This window comes from Phyllobacterium sp. 01N428, assembly GCF_056399405.1.
In genome coordinates this window covers 149,624-171,076 of sequence record NZ_JBFTRH010000008.1, presented here as the reverse complement: position 1 = coordinate 171,076, position 21,453 = coordinate 149,624, and the positions used below count along the sequence as shown (strand labels likewise).

Sequence of the window (21,453 nt, the reverse complement as noted above, 5' to 3'; positions counted from 1 at the left end):
ATGTCGGCGAGATTGTATTGGACACTGGAGGATAAGCATGAAGGTGAACTCATGTGACTTTTCAAAACAAGCTGGCGGCGCGTTCACGAATTCTCGAAAGGTAGCTCTGGCCACCGGGACGGCTATGGCGCTGGTTTTGTTTGCAGCACGACCGTCGGTCGCCATCGATTACACGAATGTTGTGGTTCCTCAGAACTCGTCTTTCACCCTTAATAGCAACGACACCGTGACCGGGACAACGGGCGTCGCACTTAAGCTCTCCCGAAACGACACGCTCGGTCTTCAAAGCGGCCCCATTACTATCAATGGAAATGGTTTCAATGGTCACGGAATTTGGGCTGCGACAGACGGAACCGTAGTTATCACGGGCTCAACGCTTACGTTCGGTCCGGGAGTGACCACGAATATTTCAACAAACGGCAACCAAAGCTCGGGAATTTTTCTCGGCAACGGCGTGGGGGCACACGCGGTCTTTTCGCCGGGATCGACGACGAACATCAATGCCTACCTCGGCATTAATCTCGGACCGGTCGACCAGGCTTTTCCGGCACGCAACAATACAATGGTGTTGCAGGACGGATCGGTCGTCGACATCCATGCCGTACCGCAGGGTGGGGGCACTGCGTTCCAAGGGGTCACCATGAGTGGTGCCGGATCGCTCCATCTTGATTCGGGCAGTCAGTTGCTGGTCGACGTCGCCGGTGGAGGCCGTTTCGCCAGAGGAATCCTCGTTTCCTACCACGTGAACAGCACATTGGGCGGGATCTTTACATCTGATCCAGGATCACTCGTCGCGATCACCACACGATCCAACAACTCATCGGACGGACTTTATACAATCCTCACAGGTCGGACCGAACTCCTGGGTACAACAACAATAACAACCTCGGGCAACGACAGTAATGGTGCGTTGCTTATAGGCAATCCCGACATCGACCGGCTGATCATCGAAGCGGACGCCAACGGATCGCGTTCGTCGATCGGCACATCGGGTGATCGGAGCAACGGCGTCTATATAGCCCAAGGACATGCGCGTCTTGGAAACACTGATATCGAAACGAGCGGTACCGACGCATTTGGCATTCTGGTGGAGGACGTGGACAGCAGTGTCGTTACGACAAACTCGACGGTAACAACCAGCGGTACCGGAGGGCACGGCATCGTCGTCGCATTAGGTGCATCGGCGACGTCAACCGACACGGACGTTCTGGCGCAAGGCGCTACTGCGGCGGGACTGCTGCTCATTGGAGATGCGACCACCACCCAGACGGCGTCGTTTACAGGCGGGACCATCATCAGCAATGTGGGTCCGGCCATTCAGGTCGCCGGCGGCACAGGCTTGTTGACACTTGACGGGACCACCGTACAGGGACCGAACTGGTTGCAGGTCGGCAACTCCACGCCCTCCAGGGCCCTTCCTTCGCGGACCCTCGACCTCCAGAATGTTGATGATTTAGGTAACGTCGTCAGTGTCGGCAGTGCCGCTCCGCCCGCGCTCCAAGCAGGGGCTGCGGGTATCGCCGAGATTACCGCGACCAATTCGGACCTGACAGGGGCGGCCATCACAGAACCTGGAAACATTGCCAATGTTACCCTTATCGACACTAAGTGGCATCTTACTGGAAACTCCAATCTGACGAACCTGATCAACGATCCGAGCCTCATCGACTTTTCGCCGCCCGTCGGCGATCCCACCCTTTTGTCGAGCTATAAGACGCTCACGGCGGTCAACTATGTAGGCGAAGGAGGGCAGATCGCCTTCAACACCTATTTGGGCGCGGACGGATCGCCCTCCGACCGGCTGATCATTGACGGGGGCACGGCAACAGGCACCACAGGTGTCATCGTCAGAAACACCACAGGTCCCGGCGCGCTGACGGTAGCCGATGGCATCCTCGTCGTTGACACCATCAACGGCGCGACCTCGACACCCACGGCTTTCAATCTCATTGGGGACTACGTGACACCGCAAGGCCGACAGGCGGTTGTCGGCGGAGCCTTTGCCTATACGCTCAATTATGGCGGCGTGGGAGCCAACGCGACAGACAACAACTGGTATTTGCGCTCCCAGCTGGAACCGACACCGACCCCTCCGGGACCCACACCTCCAGGCCCAACCCCGCCGCCAGACCCGCTCTATCAGGCGGGCGTGCCGCTCTACGAAGCCTATGCGCAGAACCTTCTGGCGCTGGGTGGCGTCCCGACCATGCAGCAGCGCGTCGGCAACCGCTACTGGCAGGAGCCGGCCCCGGTGGAGGAGGTATTCTGCAAGGATCCCGATCAGAACTATCGCTGCAAGGTCACCGCAGAACAGGCGCAGTATTATGGACTTGGTGGCCAGAATGTCATCGAAGGCAACGGCATATGGACACGGCTTGAAGGATCGCACCTCAGCATCGAACCGGCCGAGAGCACCAGCGGCACCGACTATGATACCAATCTCTGGAAACTGCAGGCAGGGTTTGACGGGTTGCTATACGAAGCGACCGACGGCAGCCGCCTTATTGGCGGCCTCACCCTCCACTACGGTCAGGCCAATAGTGACGTCAGTTCCATCTATGGCGAAGGCAGCATCGATACTGACGGCTATGGCTTCGGCGGTACTTTGGCGTGGCTGGGTCAGAACGGATTTTATGTCGACGGTCAGGCCTCGCTGACGTGGTTCAACAGTGATTTGGATTCCGACACCGCCCATCGTAATCTTGCCGACGGCAATGACGGCTTCGGTTATGCCCTGTCGGTTGAAACCGGCAAGAAGGTCGATGTCAGCGATAGCTGGACAGTCACGCCGCAGGCTCAACTTGTCTACGCCAATGTCGATTTTGATGGCTTCACCGATCCGTTCGGGGCTGATGTTTCGCTCGGCAGCGGCGACAGCCTCCTTGGACGGCTGGGCATTTCGGCGGACCGCGATCAAATCTGGAAAGGTGAAGCGGGCAAAACGAAGCGAAGCCACGTCTACGGCATTGCCAATCTGTACTACGAGTTCCTCGGTGAAACGAACGTCGACGTATCGGGAACAAGGTTCGAGACGCGTCCGGAAAAGTTCTGGGGCGGCGTCGGCGTCGGTGGTTCCTACAACTGGAACGACGACAAATACTCACTTTATGGCGAGGTCTCCGGCAATACCAGCCTTGAAAGTTTCGGCGACAGCTACGCGTTGAATGGAACGGCCGGCTTCAGAGTGAAGTGGTGAAAATGATGTCTGGTCGATAGCAACACCCTTCGATGTAGTTGAGACTAACGTGCGAGGCAAATGCGCCGCTGTCGTGAGCGGGCAGGAGGTGTTTAGATTCTCTCCACTGAATAGCAAGAAGGGCTCCCAACCGGCTAACGACCGCCAAGGCGTGACTGAGCGCCGCGTAAAATTAATCACGAGGCGGAACGACTTCTGTTTGAGAAGGTTAGCTCTTAAACAGGAGCTACCGACATGCGTGCACTTTGCTGGCATGGAAAGGGCGATGTCCGAATTGACACTGTTCCCGATCCCAAGATTGAACATCCTCGCGATGCAATCATCAAGATAACCTGTTGTGCGATATGCGGGTCCGATCTGCATCTGCTGGACGGCTACCAGCCCACAATGGAAAAAGGCGATATTCTCGGCCACGAGAACATGGGTGAGGTGATTGAACTTGGTTCTGACGTCACCAATCTGAAAATTGGCGATCGCGTTGTTGTACCTTTTACAATCAGCTGCGGCGAATGCTGGTTTTGCAAGCATGGAATGTTCTCGTGTTGCGATCGCACCAATCCCAACGCTGAAATGGCTGTCAAAGCTATGGGGCACTCGCCCGCCGGCCTATTCGGGTTCAGTCACATGCTTGGTGGGTATAGTGGCGGCCAGGCGGAATATCTGCGCGTGCCGATGGCAGATATCGGGCCTATCAAGATTCCTGACAGCGTGACGGATGAACAGGCCCTGTTTTTATCCGATATTTTTCCGACCGGATACATGGCCGCTGAAAATGCGCAGATCGAGCCGGGTGATACGGTTGCGATCTGGGGATGCGGACCGGTTGGTCAGTTCGCCATCCGCTCCGCGCTCATGATGGGCGCTGGGCGGGTTATTGCGATCGACGAAGTTCCGGAAAGGCTTGCGATGGCCGAAGAGGGTGGCGCCGAGACGATCGATTTTTCGAAAACGGATGTCTACGACGAGTTGATGGCAAGGACCGACAAGCGCGGACCTGATAGCTGTATTGATGCTGTCGGCTGCGAGGCTTCCGGCCATGGTGCGACGGACGCAATAATCGACAAGGTCAAGGCCGCGACCTACCTTGCTACTGATCGGGTCCACGTCCTTCGAGAAGCCATCATGAGCTGCCGCAAGGGCGGAACCGTGTCGATACCGGGTGTGTATGTCGGTATGGGCGACAAGATTCCACTTGGTGCCGCGATGAACAAAGGGTTGACCTTCAAGATGGGGCAGACACACGTTCAGAAATATACGAAACCGTTGCTGGAGAAGATCGAGGCTGGCGAAATAGATCCGAGCTTTGTCGTCACACATCCCGCGGCACTTGAAGATGCGCCTGAAATGTACAAAAAATTCCGCGACAAAGAGGATGGCGTAATCAAGGTGGTGCTACGTCCATAGTTACAGTGCTGCACATAATGAAGACCTAGACGGGCCCGCGCGTGTTTCTTGACTAAACAAACCGCAAGCCGCCACTTCCGCCGGTTTCACCCCCCATGCGTTGTACTTTGACGGATTGGCGTACAGTGGATCGGCCCCTGGCTTGTATCGTACTTCGAGATTAGATGTTCGATTCATAATCGTCGATTGACGATCGCGAGCACGATCTCGCGCATCGGCACGATCATGAGCTTCTTTGCCTCGCGTTGATGCCAGTAAAAACCATGCTGTGGAGATCGTTTGCATCGCGAGCGGAAACTAGCCCAGCGTGCGAGAAAACTACGTAGCGGACGATGGTAGCGCTTCCCATGGCGATCGAAAGGCGACGCCAACCCGCCGGCGCAAGGACCGGCTGAGCCACTGCCAGAGAGCGATCGAGTAGGTTGCTTGATCTTTTTGGTGAGGCCGTGGGTGAATCTCTGCGCCGCTCGTCCCTCCGGAGAAGACATCATTCTCTATTTCATCTACTCTCGATCCAGTTTGGAGAACTACGATGTTGGGTCATCTATCGATCGCGGCAATCAGCGCCTTGATGCTTGTAAGCAATGAGCCATCCCCGCCTGGAGCGTCGGTGGGCGTGGGCAACCCCTATCCGGTCAGCAACTACAAGTGCGAGGACGGCACGCATCTGGCAGTACGTCTCCTTGGCGATCGGGCTTCGGTATCCGTCAACGGTGCGACAGCGGTCGAGCTGCCCTCCATGGGGCCAGAAGGAACGACTTTTTCGAATGGCCGACAGACGCTGAGTATCGTGCAGGGGAAGCTATCGTGGGGCGTTGGCCGGGCCGTGCCGTCCGAATGTACCGGCGGTTGAGCTAAGGAGGCGCGCCAGTTCTGGCGCAAAAGGAACCTACTTCGTTACCTAACGCTTTCGACCCTTGCTACCAGATCAGGCAGAAGACAACAAACGGCAGCTATCCCCAAAGCGGACACTCATCTCACCCGGCGCAGATGTCTACTCTTGGCGCAAAGCGGACATTGCAAACAAAACGAATCCAGCCCCAGCTACAACCTGCCACGGAGCTGGACACCGCTTGGATTGTCTCAGTCCGTCATTGGCTCTCCAAGCGTATGCATGAGACGGTTGGCCCAGCCGAAAATGGCAGAGGACAGGACAAGGTCGAGACGCTCCAGTTCGTCGAGCCCGACGTCGGCCAACGCCTGCACATCCGCTGAAGTCGCCTCGGGAGGGGTGGTCGACAGTCGTGCGGAGAAATCGAAGATTGCCTGGAGGTGCTCGTCGAGCGTTGCCTCGAGGCCGTCTGCGAACACGGCTTCGATGACATCCGTTCGTTTCGTCAGGTTGTTGAAGCGTGAGGCATGCACGGCGGCGCAGTAGATGCAGCGGTTGACGACGGATGCCGCGACAGCCCCAAGTTCACGCTCGCTCGCTGCCAGCCCGTCTTTACCGTACATGATCAGGTTGAAGAGGGGCGAGCGCACCGCGAGCGACTCCGGGTCGTGGGCGAGCGTGAGGACGTAGGTGGAGATGCCCCTGTTGGATGGCGTCACCTGCATTGCCGCACGCTGTTCATCGGTGGCAGTCGCAATATCAACCGGAACAACGTAGGGCTGCCAGCGTGGTACGGTAGTCGTGAAGGTATGGACCATCTCGCTCATTGGATTCCTCCGATCAGCGCCATACCCGCAATGACCCGCACCTGATAGTTGACGAAGGCGGCGAGCTCCGAGAGCCGGACTATGTCAGCGTCGGAGACACCAACCTCGCGCAGCGCTTCCACATGGCCCCGTGTGGCCTCCCTTGGTGCGACCGTGAGTCGATCCGCATGACGCACGATCTCCGCTATACGCGGGCCCGTTGCGTTTGTGCCGGGTCTAGCCAGCAAGGCCGTCGCCGGTTCGTTGGCTCTGGCGACTAAGCTATCATAGTGGCTTGCGAGCGCCTCGTTGCGGTTAAGACGCGCCATGCGCGCTGCAAGCGCGGCCCTTAGGCCGTGAGCCAGACCACCTGGATCACGCGGCAGAAGGACGGCGTCATGCGCCGCTTGGCTGAGACGCAAGATCTCAGCGCGTTTTTCCATGGCTTGGGCGAGCGCGGAGCCCGGCCGTGCGGAGACTAGGGTTTCGATGAGTGTCAAAAACAAACTCCTCGGTTTTAGTGGTGTGCAACCTAGGTAGGCGCGCCGGGGTATCATGTCAATTAAGAATGATAGATCCGGAATGATGCGGAATAATCATCTATTCATCGTCGCCAATTGAGAAATATCATGCTTTACTGACATTAAGGAGAGTGTTTGATGTTTGTTATGCATTCAGACTCTATTGATATCCGACAACTAGAAGCCTTTGCCGCGGTGATGTCCGCGGGCAGCGTGACAGGTGCGGCACGGCTGCTCGGCCGCTCTCAACCCGCGGTCAGCAGGCTCATTCAAGATCTGGAAGCCGACATCGGCTATTCGCTGTTGCATCGGAGCGGCCCGCGCATCACTCCGACCTCTCGCGGCGTACTCTTTCACGCCGAAGTAGAGCGCCATCTCGCGGGCCTGGCTCACATCCGTGAGCGGGCCACCGCCATTGGTCTCGGTGAACCACCGACGCTGACGATTGCGGCAACGCCATCGCTCGCTGCCGGTATTCTGCCGCAGGCGATCGCTGCCATCGCCACAATCCTGATTCCGCGCCATCTACATGTGCAGGCGCTGGCAGCCGAGAACGTTGTGCAGGCCGTACTCGCTCGCTCGGCAGACTTCGGCATCGCAAGCCTGCCGCTGGAACATCCGGGCCTTGATGTGCACTGGGTAGCCGATGCCCCGTGCGTTGTCGCGTTGGGCGCGAGCGATCCGCTCGCCGCGCAAGACGTTGTGCGGCTCGCCGATCTGGCTGAACGCCGTATCATCACCCTGGCGAATCCGTATCGCTTGCGACACCGTGTGGACGAGGCTCTTGAACGAGCGGGCGTGACGCCGCAACGGATTATCGATGTCAACGCCTCGATGACAGCTCTGGCGATGGCACGGGCCGGACTTGGCGCCGCCATCGTCGAGCCCGCGACAGTCTGCGGTATTCCCTTGGAAGGCATCGTGATGCGGGTGCTCGACCACACGATCCCCTTCCTTTTCGGGGCAATTTCGTCGGCCGCTCGCCCGCTTACACCGACCGTCGCTGCGGTGATCGAAGCGGCGCGCGCCGCAGCCTTGGCGATGCCGGGTTGCCGCCTGCATGACTCGAGCGGTGCAGAGGCATTAGCGAACACCGTATACGGAAAAGCCTCGCTGCCCGCGGGAGCGCAATCATGACCGACATGTCCACGTTTCCGAAGGGGCTCGAGGCTCTCGAGGAGCGCTTGCGACAGGATCTCGCCTGGCTGGAACTTCCGGCCAAAGCTTGGGTACCGCCACGCATAGTCGACGGCAAGCGCGTTGTCGATGTCGTCATCATTGGCGCGGGCATGGCTGGGCTTGTCGCTTCGGCCATGCTGAAGCGATCTGGCGTCGCCAACCACATCGTCCTCGACAAGGCACCCGCCGGTCGTGAGGGCCCGTGGGTCACCTTCGCACGGATGCGGACCCTTCGCTCTCCCAAGCAACTGACCGGGCCGGCGATGGGGCTCCCGGCGCTCACCTTCCGCGCCTACTACGAAGCGCTGCATGGACGTGACGCCTGGGTCGCTCTCGAAAGGGCGCCCCGCGAAACCTGGATGGATTACCTGATCTGGTATCGGCGCGTCCTCGACCTGCCGGTGCGCAATGGGACGACGGTCGACACGATCCTCCCACGCAGCGACGGTCTGCTCGACGTCATTTGCCGCCAGGAAGAACGGACCGAAACGATGATCGCCCGCCACGCCGTACTTGCCACTGGTCGCGACGGTCTCGGTGCTCCTTTCGTCCCACCTCTCGCCGACGAGATAGATCCAAAATTCTGGGCCCATTCCGCCGATGCCATCGATTTCACGGACCTGCGCGGCAAACGCGTTGCGGTCGTCGGGGCCGGGGCTTCCGCAATGGACAACGCCGCCACAGCCCTGGAGGCAGGAGCAGCTCGGCTCGATATGTTTGTACGCCGGAAGGAATTGCCACGGATCAACAAGTTTACCGGCATCGGCAGCCAGGGCGTGGTGCACGGGTTCGCGGGCCTGCCCGACGAGTGGAAGTGGCGGTTTCTCGATTACGCGATGCGCGCCCAGACGCCGCCGCCCCGCGCTAGCGTTCTGCGTGTCAGCGCATTCCCTCAGGCGCACCTTCACTTGGCAAGCCCGATCATCGCGCTGGCGCAGGACGACAATCATCTGGTGGTGACGACGCCAAAGGATAGCTATCCGGTCGACTTTCTGATCTTCGGCACCGGCTTCAAGGTCGATCTGACAAGCCGGCCGGAACTCGCCGCCGTAGCGTCTCACATACGGTTCTGGCGCGACCGCTTCCCAGTGCCGCCTGACATGCCGAACGGCGAACTCGAGGGCTCACCAGACCTCGGAGATGCGTTCGAGTTTCTCGAAGCCCAGCCCGGTGAATGCCCGGCGCTGGCCAAAATACACTGCTTCAATTTTCCGGCCACGCTGAGCCACGGCAAGCTCACTGGCGACATTCCCGCTATCAGCGAAGGGGCCGACCGGCTCGTACGCGGCATCGTAAGGGCGCTCTTTGTCGCTGACCGCGAGCGCCATTTCGCAGATCTCAAGGCGTTCGACACACCCGAGCTCCTTGGCGACGAGTGGAGCGACGACGAGACCGATGCGAACCACGGCCAGACGCTTCCTGAACCCTCTTCCGAAAGGACATCGACCTGAAATGCTTGAGTTCAAAGATTTGAAGCTGTCCTACGGAAACACGCGGATATTGAACGGCGTCAATCTGACGGTGAAACGTGGCGACGTGGTTTCGATTATCGGTCCCAGCGGCACCGGCAAGACGACGCTTCTGAAATGCATAAACCATCTCGCCAAGCCGTCGTCGGGGACCATCACGTTCGATCAGATCAAGATGGACTACCAGCGCCCCGACAAGAACGCGATCCAGGCAATCCGGCTGCGGACAGCCATGGTCTTCCAGCAGTTCAACGTCTTTAAGAACATGACGGTCATTCAGAACGTAATGGATCCGCTTGTTGTAGTTCAGCGCAAGTCGAAGGACGAAGCGCGCGAAATCGCCCAACGGGAACTTGAACGCGTGGGTCTCTCCGACAAGCTGGACAACTATCCGTCCCAGCTCTCCGGCGGTCAGCTCCAGCGCACCGGCATCGCGCGTGCGCTAGCGGTTCGACCGGATGTGATGCTTTTCGACGAACCCACTTCATCGCTGGACCCTGAACTTGTCGGCGAGGTTCTGAAGGTGATCAAGGACGTTACGTCGTCGGGAATTACCTCGCTCCTTGTTACCCACGAGATGCAATTTGCCAAGAACATCTCCAACCGGATCGTCTTCATGGACCGGGGCGTCGTGGCTGCCGAGGGTAGCCCGACCGAGATGTTCGATACTCCCTCCAGTCCGCGCCTTTCTCAATTCCTCAATTCCGAACACACACTCCAGTAAAAAGGGATTCCAAAATGTCTGCATTCCAAACTTTCGCCCGGTCCGGCTTCGCCATCGCAGGTGCCATCACAATCGCCCTTGCAACGGCAGGGGGATCTTATGGTCAGGATACGGTCCGGACAATAAAGATCGCGACAGCCGCGGAATCCAAGCCGCTGTCGTGGGGCGCTATCGGTGTCGAGCCGCAAGGATATGAGCCTGACGTGCTGAAGGCCATCAACGCAAAGCTGCCCCAGTACAAGTTCGAAATGGAAGGCGCTGCGGACATCGCGCAGGAGACCGGCCTCGCCACCGGGAAGTACGATATGGCTTCCGGCGGCTACTATAAGGCGCCGGCGCGCGAAAAACAGTTCATCATCCCGGACAACCCGATGGGTGCGAGCTTGATCAAAATCTATAGCCGTAAGGACAGTAATATCAATGAGATGAAGGATTTGGTCGGCAAGAAGATCGTGCCTGTGACGGCTGGCGGCGGTATCTACAAGTTTGCTACTCAGTGGCAGGAAAAGAATCCCGACCACAAAATCGAGATTACCGCATCGAGCGCCGGGGTTCCTTACCCAGACCGCCTGAAAGAGGTTCAGAACGGCAAGTATGACGCGCTGGTTCTGCCGTCGAATCTTGGGGAGCAGACCGTGATCGACAACCAGAAGCTCGACGTAAAGGCGAGCGAACCTGTCGCCATCAATAATACCTACCTCCTGATCCACCGTTCGGAGGAAAACAAGACCTTGGCCGACGACATCAACAAGGTGCTCAAGGAGTTGAAGGACGACGGCACGCTGGGCAAAATTTCGCAGAAATGGTTCGGCGAGGACGTCACGACATACATAAAGTAATACCATTGCAGGGCTTACGTTCAAGGCTGACATTGTAAGAAGGAGCGTTCCGCGTTGGACTTTTCCATAATGATATCCGAGCTTCTCAAGGCATTGCCGCTGACGCTCGCGATCACTTTCACAGCCATGGTCGTCGGCTTTTGTCTGGCTCTGTTAGCGACGGCGTTCCGGGTTCGAAGGATACCTGTGATTAGCCAACTGGCTGATCTCTACGTTTCCTACGCACGGAGCGTCCCTGTCGTGCTCCAGTTGTTCGTTGCCTTCTACGGACTTCCCCTCGCGGTGGGTCTGCTTGAAGTCGAAGACTTTGTCTCGCCCAACGTAGCGGCGATGGTCGGTCTCAGCCTTTATCATGGGGGGTATCTGTCCGAGGTCATGCGACCGGCATATCTCGCAGTCGAACGGGGTCAGCATGATGCAGCCGACAGTCTCGGATACACGTTCCGACAGAAGCTCGTGCGTGTCGTCGGCCCGCAGGCTGTGCACATTGCACTGCCGGGCTACGGGAACGCCATCATCTACCTGATCCACAATGTCGCGCTTGTCATGTACATCGGCGCAGCCGATGTGATGGCGACGGCGCATCTCGTCATGGAGCGGGACTATAATCAGTACCAGTTCGAAACCTATCTCGTTCTGGCGGTGATCTATGCCGCGCTTTGCCTGATCGCGTGGCTTGTTGTGCGCTTCTTCGAACTTCGTTTTTCAAAGTTCGCACCGAAGGTCGCGCCGCTGAAGACTACCATCATGGCGAGCGTCTGATCGGAGAAAGGTTCTTATGTTCGATATTGAAGTCTTGCTACCGGATCTTTGGAGCATCTTGGGCGCAGTGCCGATGACGCTCGCCATGGCCCTGGTGATTTTTGTGTTCTCCACGATCATCGGCAGCCTGTTCGCTATGATCGAATATCGTCAAATATCAGTCCTACGCGAACTAGTCGTAGCCTATAAGGTCGTCTTCAAGGGCGTGCCGATGGTGATTGTCATCTTCCTCGCATATTACGGCCTCCCTCCGACCCTCCAGTTCCTTTCGTCGCTGGTCGGGATGGAGTTCAATGGTCACTCGACGCCGAACTGGGTGACGCTCATCGTTGCGTTGACCGCTTGCATCGCAGCATTCCAGGCGGAGGTCGTTAAGGGAGCGCTGAACTCCTTCGACACGGGCCAGGCAGACGCAGCCTATTCGTTGGGCTACAGACGCAGCCAACTGTTTCGACGGGTCATGCTGCCCCAAGTGATCGTTGCCGCGATTCCGGATCTCGCCAACTCGTTCATGGTGATCATGAAGGCGTTATCTCTTGGGTTTGCCATTGAGGTTGTCGATATCTTTGCACAGTCCCAGTTGACCGCCGCTCTCAACTTTTATTACCTGGAGGCCTTTTTGGTTGCCGTCGCGATCTACATGATAATCGCCTACTTCGTCACTCACAGTGCGGACAGTATAGAAGCGGCCCTTAGAGTGCGAACCTGAGGATCGCTTCGTCGCAACTTGTTTAAGCTTGAACGGCGGTTCCGCATCGCTCAAGCCCGTGAGGTCATCCATACGCCAACCAACGTCACCGCCAGCCCAGCGAACATCGCGCCTGTCAGCGGCTCTGAAAACATCATCCACGCCCACAGCATCGTCACGGGCGGGCTGAGGTAGATCGCTGCGCTCACCTGGGCAACGGGGAACAGCCGCAGACTGGTATAGTAGACCCCGTAGGCGAGGAACGTCGCGATCAGGACCAACCAGATCATCCCGATAGCGAAATTGCGGGTCATTGGCGGAGCAAGGCTACCTTGTGTCAATGCACACACTCCGAAGAGAACTGCACCTGTCAGGGTATGTATGCAAAGACTCTGATGCACAGGCATATGCAGCGTCTTGCGTTTCCGGTGCAAGACTGAAGCGACAGCGAATATCAGCATCGATCCCACCGTCAATCCGTATGCCCAGAGCGGGGCCCTACCGAAACTTATGCTGTCGAAGGACACGATCAATACACCGATGACGGCAATTATAGTGCCCAGCCACTGCCGTCCGGTCAGCCGCTCACCGAGGACGGGTTGTGAAAGGGCGACAATCGCCAGCGGCAGAAGGTCGGCGATGAGCGCGACCAGCCCAGTAGGCACTTTTTGCTCGATAGCCAGGGCGAAGCCTCCCAGATACAGAAACACGGCCATGATGCCGAACAGGGCCTGGTCTCTGAGCGCACGCATGGATATTTTTGGCCCTAACGCGAACGGCAAAAGAATCAAACCTGAAAGCAATGTGCGCCAGAAGAGCAGAAGCATGACGCTTGCCTCCTGGTTGGCATACCGGATGCCGACGAAACCGGAGCTCCATCCGATGATCAGGAGAGTGGCGAGTAAAGGCCATAGCAGAGGACGACGGCTTGCGGTGGCGGAAGCAAGAGAGGCATCGGTCATTGAGGGCTCTTTCACGAGGAATGCGATCCACCCATAGTCGGATCGCGCCCCTGACGCATATGACAAATTTCGATGACCGCATGACATTATGCAAATAAATGTCATGGGGACTTTCGTTCGTGATACGTTGTCCGATGCAGAGAAGGAAACGGACATGGCCATGAATGAATTGCACAGTCGGCGGCTCGAGATCGACGCTTTGAGAGCGCTTTCCGCTATCCGCCAGCATGGCGGCATTACCAGAGCCTCGGTCGCTCTGGGCCTCTCACAGTCCGCCGTGAGCCATAAGATCAAGAGACTGGAAGTCAGCCTTGATTGCGAGCTGCTCGGACGAAAATCCGGCGGATCAATGTTCACGGCTGCGGGTGAAGACTTGCTGGAATACGCTGGTCGCATTCTTGCGCTACATGACGAGGCGCTGTTGAGCCTTTCCAAGACGCCGCTCGCGGGAAGACTTGCACTCGGACTCACCGAAGACACCGCATGCACCGACCTCGCACGGGTCTTGGGTCGCTTTAAGCGGCTCCATCCAAACGTCACGGTCCGAACAAAGGTGCGCATGAGCTTGGTCCTGCGGGCCATGCTGGAGCGGGGCGAACTTGATGCTGCAATCGTTCAGCTCTTCAACCACGATGTGCGGCCGAGTGACGTGGTCCTCTACAGGGAAAACCTTCACTGGGTGAAGCATCCTGAGCTGATGATCGGACAGGAGGGTCCGGTCCCGTTCTTGTCGTTCGATGACGAGTGTTTTTATCGACAATGGGCGCTCGACATTGGTCAGGAGGATGTGGTTCTCGAAACCGTCTTCGAGTGTTCTAGCGCCGCTGGTATTGTGTCGGCGGTCAATGCGGCGATGGGTGTAGCGTTGCTAAGCGACCGCCATATCCGAGGTGACATGCAGATAATTACGGAGCGTCTGCCTCGGCCTCCATCCCTAGCTTATATCGTTAGGCGTGCGCGCAAGTCGAGAAATCCGGCTCTCGACAGCTTGGTTGGAGAAATCGAGAGGGACATCGGTCACGGCCGGTTGGCGCTCGCTGGTTGATCGCAATGCAGCTCTGGGCGCAAAGCGGATAAGACTTCTGCCCCGCTGACCCTATGCCGGCGCTGGCGTCCCTTCTCGTGAACTGCCACGGCTATCGCCATGGGCGGTCTCGCGAGTTACTTACGGAAATTCAAAACTCTCAATTCCTTGGTCGACGGCTCAAGCAATATCAAGGCCTCCGGACGGTATTTCCGCCGGTTACAGCCCGATGCGTTTTACTTTGACGGATTGGCTGCACTGTGCGACCGTCGCCGGCAGGGACCCGCCTTGGCAAATAAATCCTCTTCGAGAGTTTTGAGTCCTTTGTGGGTGAGAGATATCCTCATGCGGATCGTCATCTTCGTGCCTGCGGACGTGCATTCTCTGGAACTTGCCGGGCTCATGGACGTGTTCGCCGAACCGAACGCGCGGGTCGGCAAGATGTTCTACGAGGTTGCGATCGTGGCGGAAGACAGTCGCACGATCCGCTGCGCATCTGGGCTCAGAGTCCTGCCTGACTGCGCTTTCGATGCGTACCCAAGCGTTCCCGACACCTTGCTCGTGGCCGGGAGCGTCGGAGTTCCTTATCGCCCGGGCAGGTTGGTTATCGACTGGTTGATTAATATTGCCCCGCAGACGCGGCGCAACGGCTCCGTATGCACAGGGGCGTTCGTGCTCGGCGAAGCAGGTCTACTCAAGGGCCGGCGCGTTACCACCCACTGGCAGTTCGCATCTCTGCTTGCCGAGCGCTTTCCCGAGGCGCGGGTGGAAGGCGACCGGGTTTTTGTCCGTGACGGCGTTATGATCACGTCGGCGGGATCCAGCGCGGCGATCGATCTTGGGCTTTCCCTCGTCGAGGAGGACCTCGGCCGAGAGGTGGCGCTCTACGTCGCCCGCCGGCTCGTCGTGTTCCTGAAGCGACCAGGTGACCAGTCACAGTTCAGCGTGCATCTGGCGGCGCAGGCGATCGACCGCAGCCGTGTATACGATGTCCAGCAATATGTTCTGAACCATCCCGCAGCGGACCTTTCGGTCACCGCTTTGGCGAAGATCGCCGCGATGAGCGCGCGGAATTTCACGCGCGTTTTTTCACAGGAGGTCGGGATATCGCCATCCGACTATGTCGACCTGACACGTATCGACGTTGCACGCTTTCTGCTGGAAGGGAGCCGGCTGTCGATCGCATTGATCGCAGAGAGAAGTGGCTTTGGATCGGCACGCGCGATGCGCCGTGCCTTCCTTTCGCATGTCGGAGTGACGCCGTCCGACTACCGCGATCGCTTCAGGACGTCTGGAGACGGAGCAAGACACAGTTTGTCCGAAAACGGCTGACGGTTGTCCTGGAATCGTCTCGGCTGCAGGTTGCGCCATTTGGGGTCGCCGTCCATGGTTTTTATCATGGACGAATTCAAAAAACGCGTGCAGTCGGACCTCACAAAGCGCGTGCCAGGCATGGCCGATACTGGGTTTCTCGGCTCCGACGCGGTCAGGCCAATCCTTCCGGCGCTGGTCGAGGAACTAACCGATGGGATCGCGATCGCGCAGCGTTTGGGCGCCAATGCGCCTTTGCTCTACGTCAATAAGGCCTTCGAGCACCTGACGGGATACGCTCGGAATGAGGTCATCGGAAAGGACTGCCGCTACCTGCAAGCAATGAGCGTGACCAACCGGAGATCGCCCGTATTCGCGCAGCGATCGAGGCGGGGGAGCCTGTGGACGCAACACTGCGCAACTATAGGAAGGACGGGTCGGCGTTCTGGAACAGCCTCAGTCTCAGGCCTGCCTGGGTGGGCGAAGACCTACTCTACGTCGGCATACTGCGTGACGTCTCGGCGCTTCGCCAGGCGCACATCGCCCTGGATCGCGTCGCGAACATGGACGGCACCACGGGCTGCCTGAACCGTCAATCGTTTCTCCTGGCTGCCGAAGAACGCTTTGCAAAGCACGCCGCGGCCACACTTCTGGTTGTGAAGCTGGACGTGATCGGCTTTCACCATCTCAACACCGGGTACGGTTTCGAAGTCGGGGATGCCCTTCTTTGTGAAACAGGGCGGCGGCTGCGAGACTTGGGCGCTGCGCTGGTGGCCCGAATGGGCGCGAATGAGTTCGCTCTGGCCTTCGAGTTGCCGGATGAACAAAGTGCCGACGCGATCGTAAGCCTGGTGTCCACCGCGCTCGCAGCGGACTTCGTGGTGGCAGGCGCCAATGTGTCACTGCGCTTCGCCATCGGCTATGCTATTGGAAAGCCTGTGGGCAGCACCCTTTCACTGATCCGGAATGCCGGTACTGCCCTGTGGGCATCCAAGTCCGACCCGCTGGGTGGTCCGCGCCGGTTTCGAGACATAGACCACGAGCAAGCCCGCCGACATGTGCGAATGACACGCGAGTTAAAGGTCGCTGTCGCGAACGACGAGTTTGTCTATCACTACCAACCCCAGGTGGATCTCCTTACCGGTGAATGGCTAGGCACGGAGGCCCTGATCCGCTGGAACCATCCCCTGTTCGGCAACCAGCTCCCCGGCAGATTTATTGAGACCGCCGAGCGATCAGGCCTGCTGCTTGATCTGACCGAACGAAGCCTCACCACCGTCGCGACGTTTGCCCGGCGCGTCAACGCGAACCGCGACAAGGCACTACGCTTTTCGGTAAACGTGTCTGCGGGAGAATTCCTCCAGCATGACATGGCAGAAATGCTGGAGCGAGTCCTGCGTCTGACCAGTGCAGACCCCGCATGGCTCACCCTTGAGATCACCGAAAGCATGTTCCTCAGCGACACGTCCGGCGTGATGGACGCATTGGCGCGGCTGCGACAGATCGGGGTCGGACTTTCGGTCGACGACTTCGGCACCGGCTATTCGAACCTGCGCTCGCTCGAAACGTTTCCGGTTACCGAGATCAAGATAGACCGCACCTTTGTCAGCGAACTTGCGACGCGGCCCTCCAGGAGAGTGATTGTCCGCGCCGTTATCGACCTGGGGCACGCCCTTGGCCTGACGGTAGTCGCAGAGGGCGTGGAGACCGAGGCCCAGCGCGCAATGCTTGGCGAACTGGGCTGTCCGGTCGGCCAAGGCTACCTATTCGGGGCACCCACCGACGAAGAGGGCTTCGCAGCCAGCTTGGCACGGGTGAGACCGGCGGAATGGACGCAGCCGATGGTCCGTCGTAGTTGATACTTTGTTCGAACCGGACCTCTCGAACGGTTATGTGTAACGGAGCGAGCGGCCGATGAGGGTCGTTCTCTTAAGTGTGAGACTTAGCGCGCTTAGATGGCTTCGAAATCAAGGCCACCGTCACCAGGGACCGTGCAGGCCCCTTTGATGACCGCATCCAAAAAACTCTCTTTGCTTCTGTCCAGCGTATTGATGACGGGCAGGCGCACGGCTTTCGTGTGGAACGTGAGAAATACGGGCATGATGCTTATCAATTACCCGAAGCACGTCTCCGCCAGCAAATGCCATATACGTTGCACTCGCGTTAGTTCCATAATGATCCTTATGCCACAAAGTGTTGTAGCGGGGTGGGTTCCCAATTTGAAGTGCGACTTTGCGGCGACGACAATGGCTTATCGCACCAAAGGACTCGCCCATGAGCAGCTGCGATTATCTCAATGCGAGGCCGCGCAAATGTCTGGGTGACGGACCCCTGCCGAAGTCTTCCGCCAAAAGGTCATGGCAAGGCCAAGATGAAGACGTTAGCCTGCCGTTGCTCCAACGCCGCACTTCAGTGAGAACTCACATGTTCAATATTACGCCGACCGTACTCAAGCCTATTTACGAGAGCCGGGACTTCAATCGCCCTTGTCGCTCGCTGCGACCACACAAAGTTTCTTAAAGTCTTCCTTTGCAATCATGCTTACGCAGCGTTCTCTGCGGCCAACTCCAGAGCGATTAGAAGTTTGATCATCTTGTGCTTTTTGAGAGCACGTTGATAGTCTTTGGTCATCCGAACATTTTGTGCTTCTGCCAATTCACAATCCAATTTCGACAGTTCGAACGTAACAACAGTGTTGTCATCGACCAGAACGGTAAAGATGTCTTCCCCTTGCTCTGGTATCCAATCCAAGACATACGCCGAATACATTTTCGGAAACGCGCGTCTAATTGAGTTAAGCAGACGACGATTAGCGCTGTCGTTGAAAAGCGCATGGTGACCGCTCTGAAGTTCATCACGATATTTTTTCTCAAGTCCACTCCGAATCAGCTTCATTTAATTCTCTCCGGTGTAACCGTGACAAGATTGCCGAAGCGGGCCGTCAATATTGTCATTGTGGACGTCGCTTGAAACCCATTAAATTTATCTGTTCCTACCGCATACCCAAATCAACCTCTCTCCCATATCGAATTCCGCCGGCGCGTTATCGACACCGGTGCCAATTTAACGAATACACCGACTGGTAACGACGTTTTCCATATCAAGTCCGATCGCAACAAACGGTCTTGTCATTTATCGGTCCTCCATAGAGTTTGTGGGGGACTGATTTGGGGGAATCGATGACCGGGCTGTTGATGAACCTTGACCATGAAGAAGAGCGTCCAGCGGCGACATCAGACACAACGCCATGAGGCATTCTTGCCAATCCTTTTCTTTGGGAGATGTGTAGATGTGGCGGCTAGTCCCAACGAAGTATCAGTTCGGCCTGGTTCTCGCTGGCGTGGTGCTAAGCTTTTATCTTGCCCAGAATGCATATGGATATGTGTTCGGTGACATGCCCGCGACCCCTGAAAAGTGGTCGCTCTTATTTCTGGTGTCAGCGGCGATCCTTGCTGGTCTCGGGCAGTTGATTTGGAGCCTCGCCTGGCATTGGCTTCCCTCGCTGCAGCGGCATACCTTCCCTAATCTCAATGGCACATGGACCGGCCAAGTGGTCTCGACCTATTCGGATCCTGCGACAGGAATTCAGGTGCCACCTATTCCAGTTGCGATCGCCATACGGCAAGGATTCTTCTCCACGTCGGTTACGTTCAAGTCCGGAGAGACGAAGTCGCAAACGACGCAATGCTTCCTGAAGCCGTTCTACCAGATCGGCAAGTTTCGTATCTGGTATATCTACGATACCGATCCCCAGGCGCAGTTTCGCAGCCGCAGCATGCCGCATGAGGGCGTGTGCTATCTCGACCTCTGTTTTGATGAAGACAGAAACAAACTGCGTGGGACCTATCATACCGAGCGCAAGACGACCGGTGAGATCATCGTCGCCCGGTCCTTCAACCGGCAGCGCTAATCGAAACAGAGGCGCGGCAGGCTGTCGGCAAGTGCCGACGTGACGACCCTCGCCTAACGAATGCCGGCGCGCAGGAATGCCTGGATGAATTGTCTCTGAAAGATCAGGAAGGCGATCATCAGCGGAGCGACGACCATGATCGTAGCCGCGCTGATCGTCGAGATATTGACGCCGCTCTCTGGTGCGCCAAACAGCGAAAGCCCAACGGTAACGGGCCGCGTTTCGGCGGAATTGGTGACGATCAATGGCCACAGGAAGTTGTTCCAGTGCGTCGCCACCGAAACCAGCGCATAGGCGAGGTAAACCGGCTTCGCGGCAGGAACATAAACTCGCCAGAGCACGCCAAGCCAGCTGCAGCCTTCAATGCGCGCTGCTTCCTCGAGTTCTACCGGAACCGATTTGAACGCCTGGCGCAGAAGGAAGATGCCAAAGGCGCTGGCGATGTAGGGCAAGCCCATGCCTGCAATCGTGTCGAAGAGGGAAAGGCGCGAAATCATCGCATAGTTTTCGACGATCAGCACTTCCGGCAGGATGAATAGCTGTATGAGAACGAGCATGAAAACGAGTTCCCGCCCGACGAATTCGAAGCGTGCGAATGCATAGCCGGCAAGGGTGCAGAGGATAAGCTGGCCGACCAATGTGAAGCTGACCAGGAGCAGCGTGTTGCGGAAGTAGAGCCCCCAGGGCGCGGCATTCCAGGCGTTTTGATAGTTGTCCAGCGTCGGCATGACGCTGCCGCTGAAGTCGAGCGCATGGCCGGAGGGCATCAACGACGCCCAAACCGCAAAAAGCAGCGGCGCGATCCAGATCAGGGCCAGGAGCCATGCCCCGGCGGCATCAAGGAGACCATCGAGCCGCAGGCCGCGACGGGCGGTGGGAATAGCAATGGTCATCGGTAATGGATCCGGCGGTCGAGGACGCGGAACTGAAAGACCGCCACTGCGCCGAGCGCGAGCAGGACCAGGGCCGTCATGGCGGCGGCGTGCGAACGGTCGAAATAGGCAAATGCCATTTCCCAAATCCAGTAGAGCACCAGCTTGGTGGCGTTGTTCGGTCCGCCCTTGGTGAGAATGAAGAGATGGTCGATCAGTTTGACCGAGTTGATCAGCGCGTTGATGAAGATGAAAGCGGTCGTTGGCATCAATAGGGGAAACAGCACGCGCCTCGCATAGGTGATCCGGCCCGCGCCCTCAATGGCTGCGGCTTCCTTGAGATCGGGGGGGATCGTCTGCAGGGCGGCGAGATAGAAGATCATGAAGAAGCCGGCTTCCTTCCAGATCGTGACGACGATTACCGCCCACAGCGCCGTGCCCGGCTGGCCCAGCCAGTTCGTCGGTGCAATGCCGAAGAGGCTCGTGATGCTGTCAATCACGCCAAGGCCCGGCGTATAGAAGAAGAGCCAGATATTCGCGGCGGCGATCATCGGCAGCATGGTCGGGGTGAAATAGGCGCCGCGCACGATACCGCGCAGCGGAATGCTGGCATTGGCCCAGAGAGCCATGGCAAGGGCGATCGCAATCGAAAAGGGAATCGTGACTCCGGCATAAACCGCATTGTTGCGAACGACGGTCCAGAAGGCGGGGTCATTGATCAGGTCGGCATAGTTTCCGAGGCCGTTGAATGCCGCCGGAAGTCTCGCCGTTCCCGACGAATAGAAACTCGACCACACTGTGGTGATCGTCGGAATGAATGCGAAGATCGTGAGCAGGATCAGCGCGGGAGCCGCCAGCATCCATCCATAGAGTGATTGCCTGCGTTTTTGGTAGACGGTTATTTGATCCATGCGACCGCTCTTGAGTACTGGTGTCTGAAGTTGCTGGAACGGA

Annotated in this window: 19 protein-coding genes and 2 pseudogenes; 14 read left to right on the top strand and 7 right to left on the bottom strand. The window is 57.8% G+C overall.

Annotation, left to right across the window (positions count from 1 at the left end; genetic code table 11):
- The first annotated feature begins 454 nt into the window (after nt 1-454).
- From AC1DNI_RS19190 to AC1DNI_RS19180, 3 genes are all read left to right on the top strand, one after another.
- Nucleotides 455-3,196, top strand: coding sequence for an autotransporter family protein (locus AC1DNI_RS19190; RefSeq protein WP_477693017.1), 2,742 nt, complete (start codon nt 455-457; stop codon nt 3,194-3,196).
- Nucleotides 3,197-3,430: 234 nt separating this feature from the next.
- Nucleotides 3,431-4,600 carry a zinc-dependent alcohol dehydrogenase gene (locus AC1DNI_RS19185; RefSeq protein WP_477693016.1) on the top strand — a complete coding sequence of 390 codons (1,170 nt, stop codon included), beginning with the start codon at nt 3,431-3,433 and terminating at the stop codon, nt 4,598-4,600.
- Nucleotides 4,601-5,132: 532 nt separating this feature from the next.
- The gene (locus AC1DNI_RS19180; protein ID WP_477693015.1) at nt 5,133-5,453 is read left to right on the top strand and encodes a hypothetical protein; all 321 of its coding nucleotides are present in this window, start codon (nt 5,133-5,135) and stop codon (nt 5,451-5,453) included.
- A 230-nt stretch (nt 5,454-5,683) separates the two neighbouring features.
- Here AC1DNI_RS19180 and AC1DNI_RS19175 read toward each other — a convergent pair whose 3' ends face one another.
- Both AC1DNI_RS19175 and AC1DNI_RS19170 read right to left on the bottom strand, forming a co-directional pair.
- Nucleotides 5,684-6,259: a peroxidase-related enzyme gene (locus AC1DNI_RS19175; RefSeq protein ID WP_477693014.1), complete on the bottom strand. Its 576-nt coding sequence runs from the start codon at nt 6,257-6,259 to the stop codon at nt 5,684-5,686.
- The gene (locus tag AC1DNI_RS19170; protein WP_477693013.1) at nt 6,256-6,738 is read right to left on the bottom strand and encodes a CMD domain-containing protein; all 483 of its coding nucleotides are present in this window, start codon (nt 6,736-6,738) and stop codon (nt 6,256-6,258) included. The genes AC1DNI_RS19175 and AC1DNI_RS19170 overlap by 4 nt, the downstream gene beginning before the upstream one ends.
- Nucleotides 6,739-6,897: 159 nt before the next feature.
- On the opposite strand from AC1DNI_RS19170, the gene AC1DNI_RS19165 reads away from it, so the two are divergent.
- The 6 genes from AC1DNI_RS19165 to AC1DNI_RS19140 are packed head-to-tail and all read left to right on the top strand — an operon-like array spanning nt 6,898 to nt 12,441.
- A complete protein-coding gene (locus tag AC1DNI_RS19165; protein WP_477693012.1) occupies nt 6,898-7,896 on the top strand; it encodes a LysR family transcriptional regulator in 999 nt (332 codons plus the stop codon).
- A complete protein-coding gene (locus AC1DNI_RS19160) occupies nt 7,893-9,389 on the top strand; it encodes an NAD(P)-binding domain-containing protein (protein WP_477693011.1) in 1,497 nt (498 codons plus the stop codon). Before AC1DNI_RS19165 ends, AC1DNI_RS19160 begins: the two co-directional genes overlap by 4 nt.
- Nucleotide 9,390: 1 nt before the next feature.
- On the top strand, nt 9,391-10,131 hold the full coding sequence (locus AC1DNI_RS19155; RefSeq protein ID WP_477693010.1) for an amino acid ABC transporter ATP-binding protein: 741 nt from the start codon (nt 9,391-9,393) through the stop codon (nt 10,129-10,131).
- A 14-nt stretch (nt 10,132-10,145) separates the two neighbouring features.
- Nucleotides 10,146-10,970: an amino acid ABC transporter substrate-binding protein gene (locus tag AC1DNI_RS19150; RefSeq protein ID WP_477693009.1), complete on the top strand. Its 825-nt coding sequence runs from the start codon at nt 10,146-10,148 to the stop codon at nt 10,968-10,970.
- Between the two features lie 54 nt (nt 10,971-11,024).
- Nucleotides 11,025-11,732 carry an amino acid ABC transporter permease gene (locus AC1DNI_RS19145; RefSeq protein ID WP_477693008.1) on the top strand — a complete coding sequence of 236 codons (708 nt, stop codon included), beginning with the start codon at nt 11,025-11,027 and terminating at the stop codon, nt 11,730-11,732.
- Between the two features lie 16 nt (nt 11,733-11,748).
- Nucleotides 11,749-12,441, top strand: coding sequence for an amino acid ABC transporter permease (locus AC1DNI_RS19140; RefSeq protein ID WP_477693007.1), 693 nt, complete (start codon nt 11,749-11,751; stop codon nt 12,439-12,441).
- A 50-nt stretch (nt 12,442-12,491) separates the two neighbouring features.
- Here the strand turns inward: AC1DNI_RS19140 and AC1DNI_RS19135 are convergent, their stop codons facing one another.
- Complete coding sequence (locus AC1DNI_RS19135; RefSeq protein WP_477693006.1) at nt 12,492-13,382, bottom strand: DMT family transporter; 891 nt, start codon at nt 13,380-13,382, stop codon at nt 12,492-12,494.
- Between the two features lie 160 nt (nt 13,383-13,542).
- Here AC1DNI_RS19135 and AC1DNI_RS19130 point away from each other — a divergent pair, with 160 nt between their 5' ends.
- The 4 genes and pseudogenes from AC1DNI_RS19130 to AC1DNI_RS19115 all read left to right on the top strand — a co-directional run bounded on the left by AC1DNI_RS19130 (nt 13,543) and on the right by AC1DNI_RS19115 (nt 17,576).
- Nucleotides 13,543-14,427 carry a LysR family transcriptional regulator gene (locus tag AC1DNI_RS19130; protein WP_477693088.1) on the top strand — a complete coding sequence of 295 codons (885 nt, stop codon included), beginning with the start codon at nt 13,543-13,545 and terminating at the stop codon, nt 14,425-14,427.
- A gap of 324 nt (nt 14,428-14,751) precedes the next feature.
- Nucleotides 14,752-15,738 carry a GlxA family transcriptional regulator gene (locus tag AC1DNI_RS19125; RefSeq protein WP_477693005.1) on the top strand — a complete coding sequence of 329 codons (987 nt, stop codon included), beginning with the start codon at nt 14,752-14,754 and terminating at the stop codon, nt 15,736-15,738.
- 54 nt (nt 15,739-15,792) lie between these two features.
- Nucleotides 15,793-16,196: pseudogene (locus tag AC1DNI_RS19120) on the top strand (PAS domain-containing protein); the annotation flags it as partial.
- Between the two features lie 84 nt (nt 16,197-16,280).
- On the top strand, nt 16,281-17,576 hold the full coding sequence (locus AC1DNI_RS19115) for a putative bifunctional diguanylate cyclase/phosphodiesterase (protein ID WP_477693087.1): 1,296 nt from the start codon (nt 16,281-16,283) through the stop codon (nt 17,574-17,576).
- A 95-nt stretch (nt 17,577-17,671) separates the two neighbouring features.
- Here the strand turns inward: AC1DNI_RS19115 and AC1DNI_RS19110 are convergent.
- A pseudogene (locus tag AC1DNI_RS19110) lies at nt 17,672-17,873 on the bottom strand (myo-inosose-2 dehydratase); the annotation flags it as partial.
- 385 nt (nt 17,874-18,258) lie between these two features.
- Nucleotides 18,259-18,612 (bottom strand): hypothetical protein, encoded by a 354-nt coding sequence (locus AC1DNI_RS19105; RefSeq protein ID WP_477693004.1) that lies wholly within the window; start codon nt 18,610-18,612, stop codon nt 18,259-18,261.
- 394 nt (nt 18,613-19,006) lie between these two features.
- Between AC1DNI_RS19105 and AC1DNI_RS19100 the strand changes: the two genes are divergently transcribed.
- Nucleotides 19,007-19,627: a Cap15 family cyclic dinucleotide receptor domain-containing protein gene (locus tag AC1DNI_RS19100; RefSeq protein WP_477693003.1), complete on the top strand. Its 621-nt coding sequence runs from the start codon at nt 19,007-19,009 to the stop codon at nt 19,625-19,627.
- Nucleotides 19,628-19,680: 53 nt separating this feature from the next.
- Here AC1DNI_RS19100 and AC1DNI_RS19095 read toward each other — a convergent pair whose 3' ends face one another.
- Nucleotides 19,681-20,520 (bottom strand): carbohydrate ABC transporter permease, encoded by an 840-nt coding sequence (locus tag AC1DNI_RS19095; RefSeq protein ID WP_477693002.1) that lies wholly within the window; start codon nt 20,518-20,520, stop codon nt 19,681-19,683.
- The gene (locus tag AC1DNI_RS19090; protein WP_477693001.1) at nt 20,517-21,410 is read right to left on the bottom strand and encodes a carbohydrate ABC transporter permease; all 894 of its coding nucleotides are present in this window, start codon (nt 21,408-21,410) and stop codon (nt 20,517-20,519) included. Before AC1DNI_RS19090 ends, AC1DNI_RS19095 begins: the two co-directional genes overlap by 4 nt.
- Between the last annotated feature and the right edge of the window lie 43 nt (nt 21,411-21,453).